This is a genomic window from Arthrobacter jiangjiafuii (assembly GCF_018622995.1).
Classification (GTDB): Bacteria; Actinomycetota; Actinomycetes; order Actinomycetales; family Micrococcaceae; genus Arthrobacter_B; species Arthrobacter_B jiangjiafuii.
On record NZ_CP076022.1, the window covers coordinates 1,260,354 to 1,275,536 of the forward strand.

The following is a 15,183-nucleotide window of genomic DNA, read 5'->3' on the forward strand; positions in this document are numbered from 1 at the left end:
GACCCATGGCTGAGCGCGCCCTTCCGGGACACATCGCCGCAGCCCTCGCCGGAGCCGGCGGCCCCGCCGATTCCGCCGGGCAGTCCTGGTCCGGCCGGGACCTGTCCGGCGAGGGTAATCCGCTGCACAATTTCGATGCCGACGACGGCGGTGCCGATGCGGGCTACCTGGCCGCGCTGGCCGCGCTGGAGGCAGGTACCGGTACAGAGGCGGAGGTTGTTGCCGCTCTGGCCACCGCCCGCGTCTTTGTGCCCATTGTGGCCACCCTGGGCGCCGAGGCGCAGGGCGAACACGGCCTCACCGCGGACAAGGAGGCCGACATGGCCTTGGTCACGCTGACGGCGCCGGATGGGCGCAAGGCCCTGCCCGTCTTCACCTCCGTGCCGGCGCTCCAGGCATGGCATGCCGAGGCCCGTCCGGTCGCCGTGTATGCCGCGCGTGCTGCGCTGTCCGCGGTCTCCGAGGAAGCCCAGCTGCTGGTCGTGGATCCGGGTGCTGATGTGACTTTCGTCGTACGCCGGCCTGCGATGTGGGCGCTTGCGCAGCAGCGGACCTGGACGCCGTCCTATGCGGATGAAGAGGTGGCGGCGAGTGTCTCCGCCGCAGTATCGGCCGAACGCGCCGTCACCGGTGTGCAGCTGGTCCAGGGACCCGGCACAGCCACCCGCTCCGCCCGCGGGAATGTCGTGGCCGGAGGGGGTGCCGGGCCTGAGCTTAGAATGGTTCTTCAACTGGCACCGGGACTGGATGCGCAGGCGGTGCAGGCTATTGCGTCAGCACTGCAGCAACGTCTCGCTGCCGATCCCGTTTTTGTTGAGCGCGTTGATTCCCTGGAACTAAAAATCACGCGCTGACCTGTCGGGCGGGGGACCGCCGGAGAGAAGTGCAGTGAATTTTTCCGCCTACGGGGAGTTACTCCGTATTGCCCCGATCCGCCGGCTGCTGCTGGTGGGGATGATCGCCCGCTTCCCGCATTCCGCCGCCGGCGTGCTTCTGACCCTGCATGTGGTCATGACCATGGACATGGGCTACGCCAAGGCCGGAGCCGTGGCCGCCGTCGTCACCATCGGCATCGCCGTCGGAGCCCCCTGGCGCGGACGCCGGGTGGATAACATCGGCCTGCGCAAGGCCCTGATCCCCTCAGTGATCTCCGAGGCCGTGATCTGGTCCATCGCCCCGCACGCCAGCTACGAATGGCTGCTGGTCCTGGCCCTGATCGGCGGCGTGTTCACGCTGCCCGTGTTCAGCGTCGTCCGGCAGTCCCTGGGCGTCATGGCGACCGGCGAGCAGCGCCGCACCGCCTTCGCCCTGGACTCCATTGCCACCGAACTCGTCTTCATGGGTGGTCCCGCGCTGGGCGCCGTCCTTGCCACGCAGCTCTCCTCCGTGGTGGGGCTGACCATGGTGGGGGTGGCAACCTCGCTGGCGGGGCTGCTGCTGATGTGGTTCAACCCGCCCACCCGGTCGGAAAACCCGCGCGACGCCGCCACCGCAGTCCAGGAACGGGACGCGGCCAACGCCGCCGTGGTGGCTGCTGCGCCGGCCCATCTCTCTGAAGCCTCTGCGGAGCTGCAGCCCTTGGCAGCCTTGAGCCGCGGTCAGCGGCTGCGCTCCGGATTCTCCTGGTTTACCACCAGCGTGGCAGTGGTCTTCGCTGTCGCGGTAGGTGCCGGGCTGCTGCTTTCAGGGACCGACGTCGGAATGGTGGCCCAGGTTGAATCCTCCGGCCGGCCCCAGGAAGTCGGCATCGTCTTCGCCGCCTGGTGTGCTGCCTCCGTGGTGGGCGGTCTGATTTACGGCGCCATGCACCGCCGGATCTCGCCCATGCTGCTGCTGTTGGCCATGGCTGTCATGACCCTGCCGATGGCACTGGCCACCGACACCATCAGCCTGGCCCTGCTGTCGATTCCGGCGGGCCTGCTCTGCGCTCCGGTCCTGTCCTCGGCTTCCGAGCGGGTGGCGGATCTCGTGTCCGAGGAGCGGCGGGGCGAGGCGATGGGCTGGTACGGTTCGGCGCTGACCTCCGGCACCGCGCTGGGCGCTCCGCTGGCCGGTGCAGCCATCGACGGGATCGGCCCCTGGGCCGGCTTCGCCTTCGCCGGCGTAGCAGCGTCCCTGCTGGTGCTCGTGACCCTGACGGCCCGCCGGCTGGGTCCATGGAAAGCTAGCGCAGCAGTCAAGTAGAACGTATCCGGTGCTCTTGCGTGGAGGCGCTGAGAGCAGGTGAGGCTGGTGGCGCGTGAGACGTGCGGCTGGGGCCGGGTGTCGAGAGGCGCGGGGCTGATGCAGCAGTGGATTACCGACCGGGGTGCAGCCAGCGACGCAGGCGTGCTGCCCATCCGGACGTCGCGCCCGATGGGACATGTTCCGTGCCCCCGCCGCGGCGCTCTTTTGCCACCGGTGTGTCCGGCAGGCCCGGTGTGTCCGGCAGGCCACGGCGCTGCCGCCAGCCCCGCACCTCTGCCTCGGAGTCGCGTGTCTTCGTCACTACCGGGGGTCCGCCCAGCAGCTGCCGCCGGGCCTCGATCACCCGCGCGTTGAAGTCCTCCACCGCTTCCCGGACCTGGCGCTCTGAAGGCAGCCGGTCCAGCCGTGTCTCTAACTCGGCGTCCTCGACGCGGAGCTGCAGGGCCGGGGGACCGAGCCCGGTGATGTTCTCCCTCTTGATCAGCCGTTTGATCCACCAGTCCGGATCGGGATCATCGAGTCCGGGAATCGGCTTTCCGGCGTACTGGAGGTTGTTGAACTCGCCCCGGTTCATGGCGTCGCGGATCAGATAGTCCGCCTTGTCCGCAGCGCTTACCTTCCGGCGCTTCTCTTCCAGCTCCTTTTGTGCCGGCCCCAGACCCTCGGGCAGCTTGTACCCGGCATGCTCCGGTGCCCCGGCGGCCTTGAGCCGTGCAGCCTGCTCAAGTCTTTTCCTGTAGGCCTCGGCACCACTGCCGCCCATCCTTCATCACCGCCTCCCGCTCAACATCCCGTACAGGGTACGCGGCCCGCCCGGGCAGAGAAAAGCCCGGAGTGCCTGCCGCGAGGGCAGGCGCTCCGGGCGCAGGGCTGTTGCTGGATTAGTTGACGGGGCCGGTGAACTTCTCGCCCGGGCCCTTGCCCGGAGCATCCTGGACCAGGGACGCCTCGCGGAACGCCAGCTGCAGCGACCGCAGGCCATCGCGCAATGGTCCGGCGTGCTGGCTGCCGATCTCGGGGGCGGCAGCGGTAACGAAACCGGCCAGGGCGGTGATCAGCTTGCGGGCTTCATCCAGGTCGGTGAGCTCTTCGGCGTCGTCGCCGTCGGCAAGGCCGCACTTAACAGCAGCGGCGCTCATCAGGTGAACGGCAGCGGTGGTGATGACTTCAATTGCGGGGACCTCGGCGATGTCGCGCATCTGCGCTGCCACTTCCTGCTCTTGTGCAGAAGGCTGGTAGGCCTCTTCCGTGGTGCCGGGGAAGGAATGGCGGGTGGGCTCTGCCGCCGGGTTGCTCTGTGGGGTACTCATACTGGTAAGCTTGTCACAGACCAACTGGTTGTCGTTACTTTCAGCGCCCTTCACGGGGCGGATGTTGACTGTCTCACATCAGCCAGTATGCAAGCGGAGAATCCTCCCACCCGCGTCAGCCTGAATCTTCAGTACTTGTGCCTCAGGGCGCCAGTAAGGAAGACAGAGTTGCCGGGTACGGTCGGCCCCCGGTGGCGGGTCCAGGTTTACCTGGCCAGCCAACCCGGGAGGTTGCTGCTCACGCGGCTCCCGCCGACCCTCGAGGCCTCCGATTGCGCGTGCAATTGGGGGCCTTCTTCAGTTGCAGGCGGTAGCCGTTTTGAATTAAACAGGAGCTGCAACATTAGCGAGCCAAGAATCAATGATCGAATCCGCGTCCCTGAGGTGCGGCTGGTAGGACCGGCTGGAGAACAGGTTGGGGTCGTCCGTATCGAAGACGCCCTGCGTCTGGCAGCCGAATCCGACCTGGATCTTGTTGAGGTAGCACCGCAGGCCAAGCCTCCGGTGTGCAAACTAATGGACTTCGGCAAGTACAAGTACGAAGCCGCTGTTAAGGCCCGTGAGGCACGCAAGAACCAGACGAACACCGTCCTGAAGGAAATCCGGTTCCGTCTGAAGATTGATACCCACGACTACGAAACCAAGCGCGGGCATGCCATGCGCTTCCTGGCCGCCGGTGACAAGGTCAAGGCTATGATCCAGTTCCGTGGCCGCGAACAGCAGCGTCCCGAGATGGGTATGAAGCTGCTGAACAAGTTCGCAGCAGACGTCGCCGAGGTGGGCATGGTGGAATCCACCCCCCGCATCGACGGCCGCAACATGGTCATGGTGATCGGTCCGCTGAAGAACAAGGCTGAAGCGAAGGCAGAAGCTCGGCGCGCGTCGCAGCGTGCCGATGCCAAGGCTGCCAACGAGGCTGTCAAGAACGGCGAGGCCCCCGCACGGGTGGATACCTCCGCTGAGAACAAGGCGCCCCTGACGCAGAGCCTGGCAGATCTTCTGCCGGACGGCCTGCGCCTGGGTTCCTCCGCTGCAGAGGCCGACAAGGCCCGCGTAGAGAAGGAAATCGCTGACAAGGAAATGGCTGAAAAGCGCGCCCTGGCTGCAGCTGAAAAGGCTGCCGCCGATGCACGACGCGCAGCTCAGGCTGCCAAGGCTCCGGCTCCCGCGCCGGTTGCAGAGGCTCCGGCCGCTCCGGCACCCGCCGCAGAGTCGAAGCCCGCACCGGCCCCGAAGCCGGCTGCAGTGCCCAAGCCCACGGCCATGAAGCCTGCTCCGAAGCCTGCTGCCCGGCCCAAGCCGGCAGCTGCTGCCAAGCCGGCTTCTGCGTCCAAACCTGCTGGCAAGGCTGCTCCGTCACGGAATGCAGCAAGCCAGAACAAGCCCGGAACTGCGGAGTAAAACTCAGCTTTTCCCCGCAGGACGTCCCGGCGTCCAGTAAATCCCTGGCACCTGCAAAGGTGCCCAAAGCCCCGCGGGCCCAGGCCCGCGGAAACCCAAAGGAGATCGGTAGTCATGCCGAAGATGAAGACCCACAGTGGCGCCAAGAAGCGCTTCAAGCTGACCGGAACCGGCAAGCTCAAGCGCCAGCAGGCCAACCGCCGCCACTACCTCGAGCACAAGCCGTCCACGCTGACGCGCCGCCTCGCCAGTGACAAGCTTGTTGCCCCGGCAGACGCCAAGGTCATCAAGAAGATGCTGGGCATCTAGTCTTTCCCCCTTTGACAGGCGGCCCGTCCGGGCTGCCGTCACATCACCAAGCTTTCCCGGGTCTGATTAGCAGGCCGGAGCACCTCATCAGCGGGTGCACGGGAGATTTATCTGAAGGAGTACGCACGTGGCACGTGTGAAGCGGGCGGTAAACGCCCACAAGAAGCGTCGGGTTATTCTCGAGCGCGCCAAGGGTTACCGCGGACAGCGTTCGCGCCTGGTCCGTAAGGCCAAAGAGCAGCTGCTGCACTCGTTTGTGTACAGCTACGGCGACCGCCGCAAGCGCAAGGGTGACTTCCGTCGCCTGTGGATCCAGCGCATCAACGCTGCATCCCGCGCCAACGGCCTGACCTACAACCGCCTGATCCAGGGCCTGAAGGCTGCCGAGATCCAGGTTGACCGCCGCATGCTGGCAGAACTGGCCGTCAACGACGCCGCCGCGTTCGCCACGCTGGTCCAGATCGCCAAGAACGCCCTGCCGTCCGACACCTCGGCTCCGGCCGTTGCTGCTGCTCCCGCTGCAAAGGCTGCTCCGGCTGCCTCGAAGCCGGCTGCTGCCGTTGCCGACGCTCAGGGTGGCTTCAAGGCTTCCGAGGGCGACGCTCCCGAGGGCTTTGTCATCAAGGGCAACCTTGGTTCGGGCAAGTACCACGTTCCGGGTTCCACCTGGTACGAGCAGACCGTAGCCGAGTACTGGTTCAACTCCGTCGAAGCAGCCAAGGCTGCCGGCCTGGAGCCTGCTGGCGGAGAATCCCGCCAGAAGTTCCAGGGCTAGAAATCGGTTTCTGACCGATCATGAATATCGCTGGGCGCCCGTCGGCACCGCTAATGTCCAATCCCCGAGCAGATCGGGTACGGGACGTGGCGAAGCTGGCCGGGCGCCCGGCGCGTTTAAAGACCGGCCGCTTTGTGGCCGAAGGACCTCAGGCAGTCCGCGAGGCGCTGTTGAGCCACCGTGCCGATATGCAGGACGGTGGAACCGGCGTCGTACTTGAAGTCTTCGCGACCGAGACCTGCCTGGAACGCCTGCCCGAGCTCGCTGAGCTGGCTAGTGATGTGCCGCTGCGCCTGGCCACCGATGAAGTCATCGGCGCCATGGCCACCACCATCTCCCCGCAGGGCATCGTGGCCGTATGCCGCATTACCGATTTTTCCCTGGAGGATGTGCTCGCGTCCGGAGCCCGGCTGGTGGCCGTGCTGTGCGAGGTCCGCGACCCCGGCAACGCCGGAACGATTCTTCGCGCCGCTGACTCCGCCGGCGCCGACGCCGTCGTCCTCACCACGTCCAGCGTGGACATCCACAATCCCAAGGCTGTGCGCTCCACTGCCGGCTCCCTGTTCCATCTGCCCGTTATCACCGGGGCAGATTTTGACGCCGTTGTCAGCGCTCTCCACGCCCACGGCATTACCGTGCTGGCCGCCGACGGCTACGGCAATGTTGACCTTGACCGGCTGCAGGACGAAAGTGCCGTCCGGCGCCTGGCTCCGGCGCTCTCGGAAGAGGCCGACGACGCCGCCGGCGCCGATGCCCCGGGCCTGGAACCGTCCCAGCCGCGGTTGGAAAACCCCTCCGCCTGGCTCTTCGGCAACGAAGCGCAGGGCCTGGCCGATGCACAGCTGGCCGCTGCGGACTACCGCGTGGCGGTTCCGGTCTACGGCCGCGCCGAGAGTCTCAACGTGGGAACAGCCGCCACCGTGTGCCTGTATGCCTCCGCCCGCGCGCAGAACCGCTAGGCACTCAGCACAACGAAGGTCTCCACCAGCTCTGCCGGCGGCGGCACCAATGCGGTTGTTGCGGCATTGGCCGCCAACCTCACCATTGCAGTCTTTAAGTTCATTGCGTTCGGGCTGACCAGGTCCTCTTCCCTGCTCGCTGAAGCGATCCACTCTCTGGCCGACTCCGGCAACCAGATCCTGCTCCTGATCGGCGGCAGGCGCGCAGGGCGCCAGGCAAGCCCGGAGCATCCCTTCGGTTATGGCCAAGTCCCTGCTGCTGGGCGAATCCGCTACCGCAGACGATGTGCGCAGGATCGAAGAAGCCATCGGCCCCGATGACACCCGCCTTATCCGCCTCAAGACCCTGGCCCCTGGGTCCGGAGGAACTGCTGGTAGCCGCCAAGATTTCCGTGGACTCCTCCGGGACCGGCGACCGGATCGCCGAGGCGATCAACGGTGCCGAGCAGCGGATCCGCGGGGCAGCGCCTATCGCGCGAGTGATTTATCTGGAACCTGATCTGTACGCTCCGCGGCAGGCCGAACAGATTCCGTCGGACCCCGCCGGTCCAGCCAGCCACTAAACAGGGCAACGCCCAGTCCCAGCAGGGCAAGGACCGCACCGACGACGGCGGGGGAACGGTAGCCCCAGCCCCAGGCGATGACCAGCCCGCCCAGCAGTGCGCCCAGGGCGTTGGCCATGTTCAGGGCCGCGTGATTCAGTGACGACGCCAGGGACTGGGCTCCCGGAGACGCATCCAGGAGCCTGGTCTGGAGCGGCGGGACCAGCATGGACCCGATCGCTCCGACCAGGAACACCAGCGCCAGCGCTCCGGCCTTGTACTGCACCAGCCACGCGTAGGCCGCCAGGATGACCACCGTGCCGAACAGGATCCCGTAGATGCTGCCCATGACGTTGCGGTCCGCCAGGCGGCCTCCGGCGATGTTGCCCACGACCTGGCCCACGCCGTAGAGGCCGACGATCAGGGGCAGCAGTGAGGCATCAAAGCCTGACACATTGGTCATAGTGGGGGAGATGTAGGCGTAGACCGCGAAGAACCCGCCGAAGCCCACGGTGCCGACCAGCAGCGCCAGCCAGACCTGGATCCGGCGCAGCGCGCTCAGCTCGCGCCGGATGCTGGCCTCGGGATGGGCAGCCTGGAACGGCACGAACCGGGCCACCATGGCCACGGTAAGCAGCCCGATGACGCCGACCATCACGAACATCCAGCGCCAGCCAGCCTGCTGCCCCAGCCAAGTGGCAAACGGAACGCCCACAACGTTGGCGATACTTAGCCCCAGCATCACCATGGAGATCGCCCGGGCTCGCCGCGTCGGGGCTACCAGGGAAGCGGCGATCACCGCAGCGACGCCGAAGAATGCTCCGTGCGGCAGTCCGGACAGGAACCGGGTTACCAGCAGCCAGTTGTAGTCCGGGGCGAAGAAGGACGACAGGTTGCCCACCGTAAAGAGTGCCATTAGGCCCACTGCCAGCGTTTTGTGCGGCAGGCGTGCACCCAAAGCGGCCAGGACCGGAGCGCCGACCACCACCCCCAGTGCGTAGGCGGAGATGACGTGGCCGCCGGCCGGAACCGAAATGCCCAGATCGTTGACCATTTCCTGCAGCAGGCCCATGATGGCGAATTCCGTGGTGCCGATGGCGAAGCCGCCGACGGCGAGGGCGAAGACCGCCAGTGATGCGCGCCTGGCGGCGAGCGCGGTTGAAGATGACATGCAACTCTTTCAGAACAAGAGCGGGCCCCGGCGGCCTGAGGCCGCGGGTTCCGCGGCGGGGAAGGGCGCTGAAGCGGGTATGGCGCTCGGACCTCAGCGGCGGAAATGCCCTGGTCCGGCGGCGGGGCCGCAACATCGCTGTGGCACCGCAACAGCACTGTCAGGGCCAGTTTAGTGCAGCGCTGCCAGTAGACTCGCTTGAGTGTCTATCCTGAAACTGAAACAGGTTGTCGGGGCCGCGCTGGTGGACAGCCTGGCTGCGCCCACCAAGATGCTTGCCGCCCGCCGGACTGCCCCGGAGGAGTTTGCCGGCATGTGGGAGTTCCCCGGCGGCAAAGTGGAACCCGGGGAAACCTGCGAGGAGGGCCTGCACCGCGAGTTGCAGGAGGAACTCGGCGTCATGGTCAGGCTTGGGGCCGAAATTGCCGGACCGGGGGAGCAGGGCTGGCCGCTGAACGCCCGGGCCGCGATGCGTGTCTGGCTGGCGGAAGTCACGGACGGAACCCCCGCTCCGTTGGAGGATCACGACGAGCTTCGCTGGGTCACGCTGGACGCCGAAGAATTGCATGCCCTGGCGTGGATCCCTGCCGACCTGCCGATTGTCAGCGCCCTGCTCGAGGCCGCCCGCCGGGCCTAGCCGTAACGCTCACGGGTTCCCAACCTCAGTGAAGAGCGGATGCTGCCGTTGTCACGCCGGCCCACGAATACATAGACAGTGGGAACCCCTGCGGGCGCTGGCGTTGATCGTGCCGGGCAAGCCCTTGTGGTGCGGTTCTCCGCATTCCAATGTGGCGGCAATGCCGCTATGGGCGTGTGGGGCCGGCACGGACCCGACACTCGGTGATTGGAGCGGGCACGGACCCGACACTCGGCGATTGGAACCGGCACGGACCCGACACCCGGTGTGTGGAACGGGCACGGACCCGACACTCGGTGATGGAATCCGGTAAGGACCACGAAACTGGGCTGTAGGGCTGTAGGGCTGTGGGGCTGTGGGCTGGCAGAGCCGCCCCGGCTCAGAAGAGCGTATCGGCGCTCAGCTTTCCGGCTGCCGATGCTCCCGATGCTGCAGGTGTAGAGGCATCCCCTCCGGCCTTGGCAGCCGCCTGGCCAGATTCGGCGCCAGCCTTCCGCAGTGGCATGAACTCCGCCTTGGACGTGAAGCCATGCTTCTTCTTGAAGAAGTTCACCCGGCCTGCCAGCCACTGCCGGTACTCCTTGGAGGCATAGCTTCCGCCGCTGTACAGCTGCGCATACTTGCCGGCCAGCTGCGGATACTCCCGGTTAATAAAGGACAGATACCATTCCCGGGCGCCCGGCCGCAGATGCAGGGCCCCCGCAGTGACACCCGTGGCACCTGCCCCGGCGAGTGCACCGAAAAGGGCATCCAGCGATTCATCTCCGTCGGTGAGCCACGGCAGGATCGGCATGGCCATCACCGAACACGGAAGCCCGGCGTCCCGCAGCCGGCTGACCAGTTCCAGCCGCGCCTTGGGTGTGGGCGTACCCGGTTCCACCCGGTGGGCCAGATCAGGATCCAGCAGGGCCAGGGAAATGCCCATGCCGATCTCCGTATCCTGCCCGGCGCTTTTGAGCAGCGGGATGTCCCGCGCCAGCAGCGTTCCCTTCGTCAGGATGGAGAACGGCGTTCCGGAAGCGGCCAGTGCCCTGATGATGTCCGGCATGAGCTGGTACCGGCCCTCGGCCCGCTGATACGGATCCGTGTTGGTGCCCATGGCAACGTGCTCGTGATTCCAGGACGGCCGGGCCAGTTCACGCCGCAGGACCTCGGCCACGTTGGTCTTGACGACGAGCTGGCTGTCGAAATCCATACCGGCATCCAGATCCAGATAGGTATGCGTTTTGCGGGCGAAGCAGTACACGCAGGCATGGCTGCAGCCGCGATAGGGATTGATGGTCCACCCGAACGGCATGCCTGAGGTCTTGCCTACCTTGTTCAGCGCAGATTTGGCGATGACTTCATGGAAGGTGATGCCGGCAAACTCGGGTGTCCTCACGCTGCGCACCACCCCCTGCAAGGCCAGCAATGCGTCTTCCGAGCCCGCCGCCTTGGGTTCCTGCGCTTCCCATCTCATGCCGACAATTAGAACACATGTTCGATACGCGGGGAAGGCGGAGGACGTCGAAACGGGCCGTCACCGACAAGCTCACATCACGCGTCGCCGTGGTCCGGTGCGGCGTGCCGCGGTCCGGTAGCCGCCGTCGTGCAGCCCTGCCCATTGCTCAAAGACATTGCCCGACGCCGGATCCCCCTTGCGCAGCACGGAGACTCCGGCGGCCGCAAAGTACAGCGGATAGAACAGGAATCCCAGTGCCGCGTACTGGCTGCTGTGCCGGGCCTCGTGGCGCAGCAGCGGGCTTTGGCGCGAGGCCCCGGAACCGTGGGAACCGCCTTGTTCGGCGGGCCCGGGCCGGAACGAAGCGGCAACCCGGGACCGGTAGAGAATCACGTTTCCGACAGTGAAGGCAGCCGCCTTCGGCAGCACCCAGGACCAGCCCTCTGCCAACAGCAGCCCGTCAGGTCCGGGGGAGAGCCGGCACCGTCCGGCACGGGCCAGAACCAGCCCGGCCGGCGTCGTCAGGTTCACGGTATTCAGGATCCTGCGCGCCAGCACAAAGGCCGGCCGGGTAAGAGATGGCAACTGACGGAGGGGCACGCTGCCAGTGTAGGAGGGGGGAACAGTCCGGTCACGTCCTGTATGGCCGGTGATCCCGGGCCCCGTCATCCAGCCGCTTCTGCGGCGGTTGGCAGGCCGGGTTGGTTAGACTGGAAGCTACGGGCATTTTCCCTTGCTTTTTCAGAACCAACGTCCACCAAAACGTCCATCAACAGGGCCGGAAATAGGTAAGAACTGTACATGTCGAACTCCACACCGGGGACACCATCCCCAGACACCGTCCCCGAGCCGCCCAATCCGCTGGATGAGGCGGCAGTTGCTGCCGCCGTCGAGCAGGCGCTCGCGGCCATTGCCTCCGCCGCCGACCTGGACGGCCTCAAAGACGTCCGCATCGCCGTCGCCGGCGACAAGTCGCCGCTGAGCCTGGCCAACCGCACCATCGGATCGCTGCCCAAGGACCAGAAGTCCGCAGCGGGCAAGCTCGTGGGCCCGGCCCGCGGCCGCATTAATGCAGCGCTCGCCGCCCGCACCGTCGAGCTGGAAGCCGAGCGCGACGCGCGGATCCTCGTCGAAGAGGCCGTAGACGTCACCGCTGCGCCGCGCCGCCGCCGCATGGGCGGCCGCCACCCGCTCTCGACGCTGCAGGACCGCGTCATCGATATCTTCGTCGGCATGGGCTGGGAAATCGCCGAAGGCCCCGAAGTTGAATCCGAGTGGTTCAACTTCGACGCACTGAACTTCAAGCCGGACCACCCGGCCCGCGAAATGCAGGACACGTTCTTTGTCGAGCCGCCCGAGGCCCACCTGGTGATGCGCACGCACACCTCGCCGGTGCAGGTGCGCTCCATGCTCGAACGCGACCTGCCGATCTACGTGCTGTGCCCGGGCAAGGTGTTCCGCACCGATGAGCTCGACGCCACCCACACTCCGGTGTTCCACCAGTTCGAAGGCCTGGCCATCGACAAGGGCCTGACCATGGCCGACCTGGTCGGCACGCTGGAGCACTTCACCCGCGTGCTCTTCGGAGACGAGGCCAAGGTACGCCTGCGCCCGAACTACTTCCCGTTCACCGAGCCCAGCGCCGAACTGGACATCTGGCACCCGGGCGCCAAGGGCGGTGCGCGCTGGATCGAGTGGGGCGGCTGCGGCATGGTCAATCCGAACGTGCTCCGCGCGGCCGGTATTGATCCCGAGGTCTATTCAGGTTTTGCCTTCGGCATGGGGATCGAGCGCGCACTGATGTTCCGCAACGAAGTAGGGGACATGCGCGACATGATCGAGGGCGATGTACGTTTCAGCGAACACTTCGGGATGGAGATCTAAGTGAGAATCCCACTTTCCTGGCTGCGCGAGTATGCCCAGGTTCCGGCGGACGCAACCGCCGAAGACGTAATGGCCGAACTGGTCAAGGTAGGCCTGGAGGAAGAGGACGTCCACCGTCCCGCCGACGAGCTGTCCGGCCCGATCGTTGTGGGCCAGGTGCTCTCCATGGAGCCCGAGCCGCAGAAGAACGGCAAGACCATCAACTGGTGCACCGTCCGCGTGGTGCCCGAGGGCACCGAGCAGGCGCTCGACGGCGACGGTATCGATCCCTCCGGCGTGCAGGGCATCGTCTGCGGTGCGCACAACTTCGCGGTGGGGGACAGGGTTGTTGTCACCCTGCCCGGCGCCGTGCTGCCCGGAGACTTCCGGATCAGCCCGCGCAAGACCTACGGCCATGTCTCCGCCGGCATGATCGCCTCGGTGCGGGAACTGGGCATCGGCGATGACCACGACGGCATCCTGGTCCTCTCCCGTCTGGGCCTGGACCCCGAGGTCGGTACCGACGCCATGGACCTGCTCGGCCTGTACGACGAAGCAGCCGAAATCAACGTCACTCCGGACCGCGGCTATGTGTTCTCGATCCGCGGTGCGGCCCGTGAATACGCCCACGCCACCGGAACCCCGTTCACCGATCCGGCTGCCGCCGTCGTCGTGCCCGTTGCGGACGGCGCCGGTTACGGCGTGCGCCTCGAGGACAGCGCGCCGATCTACGGCAAGGCCGGCTGCGACCGGTTTGTGGCCCGCACCGTCCGCGGCGTGGACCCCACCCGTCCGACCCCGCCGTGGATGTCCTCGCGCCTGCGCCTGGCCGGTATCCGGTCCATCTCGCTGATCGTGGATATTTCCAACTACGTGATGCTCGAACTGGGCCAGCCGCTGCACTTCTACGACCTGGACAAGCTGTCCGGCGACATTGTGGTGCGCCGCGCGGCCGCCGGGGAGACCCTGAAGACCCTGGATGAGAAGGTCCGCACCCTGGATCCCGAGGACCTGCTCATCACCGACGATTCCGGTGCCATCGGCATTGCCGGTGTCATGGGCGGCGCCGCCACGGAGGTTTCGGCACAGACCCGCAACGTCCTGATCGAAGCCGCGCACTTCGAGGAAGTCAGCATCGGCCGCTCCCGCCGCCGGCACCGCCTGCCCTCCGAAGCATCCAAGCGTTTCGAGCGCGGTGTGGACTGGAACGTCGCAGACGTCGCCGCGCAGCGCGCCGTGGACCTGCTCACCGAACTGGCCGGCGGTACCGCCGATGCGTCAGTGACCGACGTCGGAACAAAGCCCGAAGCCAAGGCCATCGACCTGCCCGCGGACTTCGCGTCCAAGCTGATCGGCTACGACTTCAGCGAGGACCAGATCACCGGAACGCTGCGTGACCTGGGTGCCGAGGTAGCCAAGACGGCTGCCGGCTACTCAGTGACCCCGCCGAGCTGGCGTTCGGACCTGGAAACGCGTGAGGACCTTACCGAGGAAATCATCCGTCTGGTGGGCTACGAGCACATTCCGTCCACCCTGCCCACGGCCCCTCCCGGCCGCGGCCTGACCCGGATCCAGCAGCAGCGCCGCCGCCTGCAGCAGGCCCTCGCCGCCGCTGGCCTGACCGAGGTGCTGTCCTACCCGTTCGTTACGGAGGAGGACAACAACACCTTCGGAACGCCCGACGCCGGCACCTCGCCTGCCGCGGTCAAGCTGGCCAACCCGCTGAGCGCGGAGTTCGGCTACCTGCGCACCTCGGTGCTGCCGGGGCTGTTCGAAGTGGCCAAGCGCAACCTCTCCCGCGGTTTCCGCGACCTGGCCCTGTTCGAATCCGGATCGGTCTTCCTGCCCGGTGAGCAGCTGGGCACGGCAACGATTCCGCCGCTGGGCGTCAAGCCCTCCGAGGAAGTCCTGGATTCGCTGTACGAGGGTGTTCCGGACCAGCCGCTGCACATCGGCGTGGTGTTCATCGGCCACGAGTCGCAGCCCGGAGCCGGCCACGCGCCGCGCGTCTGGGACTGGGCCGACGCCGTCGACACCGCCCGCCTGATGGGCGACGTGCTGGGTGTGGAACTGGTGGTGAGCCAGGGTGAGCACCAGGCGTTCCATCCGGGCCGCACCGCCAAGCTCTCGCTGCGCAGCGGCGAGACCGTGGGCTACGCCGGCGAGCTGCATCCCAAGCTGCTCGCAGCCCAAGATCTGCCGGCCCGCACGGTGGCACTGGAGCTCGACGCCGATGCCCTGTTTGATGCCGCACCCGAAGTGATCGTGGCCCGGGAGATCTCCTCGTTCCCGGCGACCACGCAGGATGTGGCGCTGGTTGTTGAAGCCGGCGTTCCGGCCGAGACGGTGCTGGAGACCCTGCGCGAAGGCGCCGGGGAACTGCTCGAAGACATCTCCCTGTTTGATGTCTACTCCGGCAAGGGCATTGAAGAAGGACACAAGTCCCTGGCCTTCGCTCTGCGGTTCCGTGCTCCGGACCGGACCCTGACTGCTGACGAGGCGTCGGAGTCCCGGGCCGCCGCCGTCGCGCTGGCCGCCGAGCGCTTTGGCGCGGTACAGCGCTAACCCGCTTACAGGTACCAACAGCA

Annotated in this window: 14 protein-coding genes and 1 pseudogene; 10 read left to right on the top strand and 5 right to left on the bottom strand. The window is 66.7% G+C overall.

Features of this window, described 5'->3' with window-relative positions; genetic code table 11:
* The first annotated feature begins 5 nt into the window (after window positions 1-5).
* Both KKR91_RS05955 and KKR91_RS05960 read left to right on the top strand, forming a co-directional pair.
* Window positions 6-854 carry an SseB family protein gene (locus KKR91_RS05955; RefSeq protein ID WP_210230633.1) on the top strand — a complete coding sequence of 283 codons (849 nt, stop codon included), beginning with the start codon at window positions 6-8 and terminating at the stop codon, window positions 852-854.
* A gap of 34 nt (window positions 855-888) precedes the next feature.
* Entirely contained in the window at window positions 889-2,184 is a 1,296-nt protein-coding gene (locus KKR91_RS05960) for an MFS transporter (protein WP_210230635.1), read from the top strand.
* A 112-nt stretch (window positions 2,185-2,296) separates the two neighbouring features.
* Here KKR91_RS05960 and KKR91_RS05965 read toward each other — a convergent pair whose 3' ends face one another.
* A complete protein-coding gene (locus KKR91_RS05965) occupies window positions 2,297-2,950 on the bottom strand; it encodes a DnaJ family domain-containing protein (protein ID WP_210230637.1) in 654 nt (217 codons plus the stop codon).
* Between the two features lie 118 nt (window positions 2,951-3,068).
* Window positions 3,069-3,497 carry a DUF1844 domain-containing protein gene (locus KKR91_RS05970; RefSeq protein WP_210230639.1) on the bottom strand — a complete coding sequence of 143 codons (429 nt, stop codon included), beginning with the start codon at window positions 3,495-3,497 and terminating at the stop codon, window positions 3,069-3,071.
* Between the two features lie 384 nt (window positions 3,498-3,881).
* Between KKR91_RS05970 and infC the strand changes: the two genes are divergently transcribed.
* The 5 genes and pseudogenes from infC to KKR91_RS05995 all read left to right on the top strand — a co-directional run bounded on the left by infC (window position 3,882) and on the right by KKR91_RS05995 (window position 7,504).
* Window positions 3,882-4,898, top strand: a complete 1,017-nt coding sequence (gene infC, locus KKR91_RS05975) for a translation initiation factor IF-3 (RefSeq protein WP_237687509.1) — start codon at window positions 3,882-3,884, stop codon at window positions 4,896-4,898.
* Between the two features lie 114 nt (window positions 4,899-5,012).
* A complete protein-coding gene (gene rpmI, locus KKR91_RS05980; RefSeq protein ID WP_104055427.1) occupies window positions 5,013-5,207 on the top strand; it encodes a 50S ribosomal protein L35 in 195 nt (64 codons plus the stop codon).
* 127 nt (window positions 5,208-5,334) lie between these two features.
* Window positions 5,335-5,982, top strand: coding sequence for a 50S ribosomal protein L20, sunset domain variant (gene rplT / locus KKR91_RS05985; protein WP_210230643.1), 648 nt, complete (start codon window positions 5,335-5,337; stop codon window positions 5,980-5,982).
* A 20-nt stretch (window positions 5,983-6,002) separates the two neighbouring features.
* On the top strand, window positions 6,003-6,941 hold the full coding sequence (locus KKR91_RS05990; protein WP_210230644.1) for a TrmH family RNA methyltransferase: 939 nt from the start codon (window positions 6,003-6,005) through the stop codon (window positions 6,939-6,941).
* Between the two features lie 66 nt (window positions 6,942-7,007).
* Window positions 7,008-7,504: pseudogene (locus tag KKR91_RS05995) on the top strand (cation diffusion facilitator family transporter).
* Here KKR91_RS05995 and KKR91_RS06000 read toward each other — a convergent pair.
* Entirely contained in the window at window positions 7,410-8,654 is a 1,245-nt protein-coding gene (locus KKR91_RS06000) for an MFS transporter (protein WP_210230645.1), read from the bottom strand. The pseudogene KKR91_RS05995 and the gene KKR91_RS06000 overlap by 95 nt on opposite strands.
* A 208-nt stretch (window positions 8,655-8,862) precedes the next feature.
* On the opposite strand from KKR91_RS06000, the gene KKR91_RS06005 reads away from it, so the two are divergent.
* Entirely contained in the window at window positions 8,863-9,291 is a 429-nt protein-coding gene (locus KKR91_RS06005; protein ID WP_210230823.1) for a (deoxy)nucleoside triphosphate pyrophosphohydrolase, read from the top strand.
* A 379-nt stretch (window positions 9,292-9,670) separates the two neighbouring features.
* Here KKR91_RS06005 and KKR91_RS06010 read toward each other — a convergent pair whose 3' ends face one another.
* Window positions 9,671-10,750: an Rv2578c family radical SAM protein gene (locus KKR91_RS06010; protein ID WP_210230646.1), complete on the bottom strand. Its 1,080-nt coding sequence runs from the start codon at window positions 10,748-10,750 to the stop codon at window positions 9,671-9,673.
* Window positions 10,751-10,822: 72 nt separating this feature from the next.
* The gene (locus KKR91_RS06015) at window positions 10,823-11,332 is read right to left on the bottom strand and encodes a hypothetical protein (protein ID WP_237687510.1); all 510 of its coding nucleotides are present in this window, start codon (window positions 11,330-11,332) and stop codon (window positions 10,823-10,825) included.
* Between the two features lie 201 nt (window positions 11,333-11,533).
* Between KKR91_RS06015 and pheS the strand changes: the two genes are divergently transcribed.
* Together pheS and pheT are read left to right on the top strand one after the other, a co-directional pair.
* Window positions 11,534-12,616, top strand: coding sequence for a phenylalanine--tRNA ligase subunit alpha (gene pheS / locus KKR91_RS06020; protein WP_210230647.1), 1,083 nt, complete (start codon window positions 11,534-11,536; stop codon window positions 12,614-12,616).
* Window positions 12,617-15,160 (top strand): phenylalanine--tRNA ligase subunit beta, encoded by a 2,544-nt coding sequence (pheT, locus tag KKR91_RS06025; protein ID WP_210230648.1) that lies wholly within the window; start codon window positions 12,617-12,619, stop codon window positions 15,158-15,160.
* Window positions 15,161-15,183: the final 23 nt, after the last annotated feature.

Coding starts and splice junctions, on each gene's coding strand:
- KKR91_RS05955 (WP_210230633.1), top strand. CDS start 6: ATGGCTGAGCGCGCCCTTCCGGGACACATCGCCGCAGCCCTCGCCGGA.
- KKR91_RS05965 (WP_210230637.1), bottom strand. CDS start 2,950: ATGGGCGGCAGTGGTGCCGAGGCCTACAGGAAAAGACTTGAGCAGGCT.
- KKR91_RS05970 (WP_210230639.1), bottom strand. CDS start 3,497: ATGAGTACCCCACAGAGCAACCCGGCGGCAGAGCCCACCCGCCATTCC.
- rpmI (WP_104055427.1), top strand. CDS start 5,013: ATGCCGAAGATGAAGACCCACAGTGGCGCCAAGAAGCGCTTCAAGCTG.
- KKR91_RS05990 (WP_210230644.1), top strand. CDS start 6,003: ATGAATATCGCTGGGCGCCCGTCGGCACCGCTAATGTCCAATCCCCGA.
- KKR91_RS06000 (WP_210230645.1), bottom strand. CDS start 8,654: ATGTCATCTTCAACCGCGCTCGCCGCCAGGCGCGCATCACTGGCGGTC.
- KKR91_RS06010 (WP_210230646.1), bottom strand. CDS start 10,750: ATGAGATGGGAAGCGCAGGAACCCAAGGCGGCGGGCTCGGAAGACGCA.
- pheS (WP_210230647.1), top strand. CDS start 11,534: ATGTCGAACTCCACACCGGGGACACCATCCCCAGACACCGTCCCCGAG.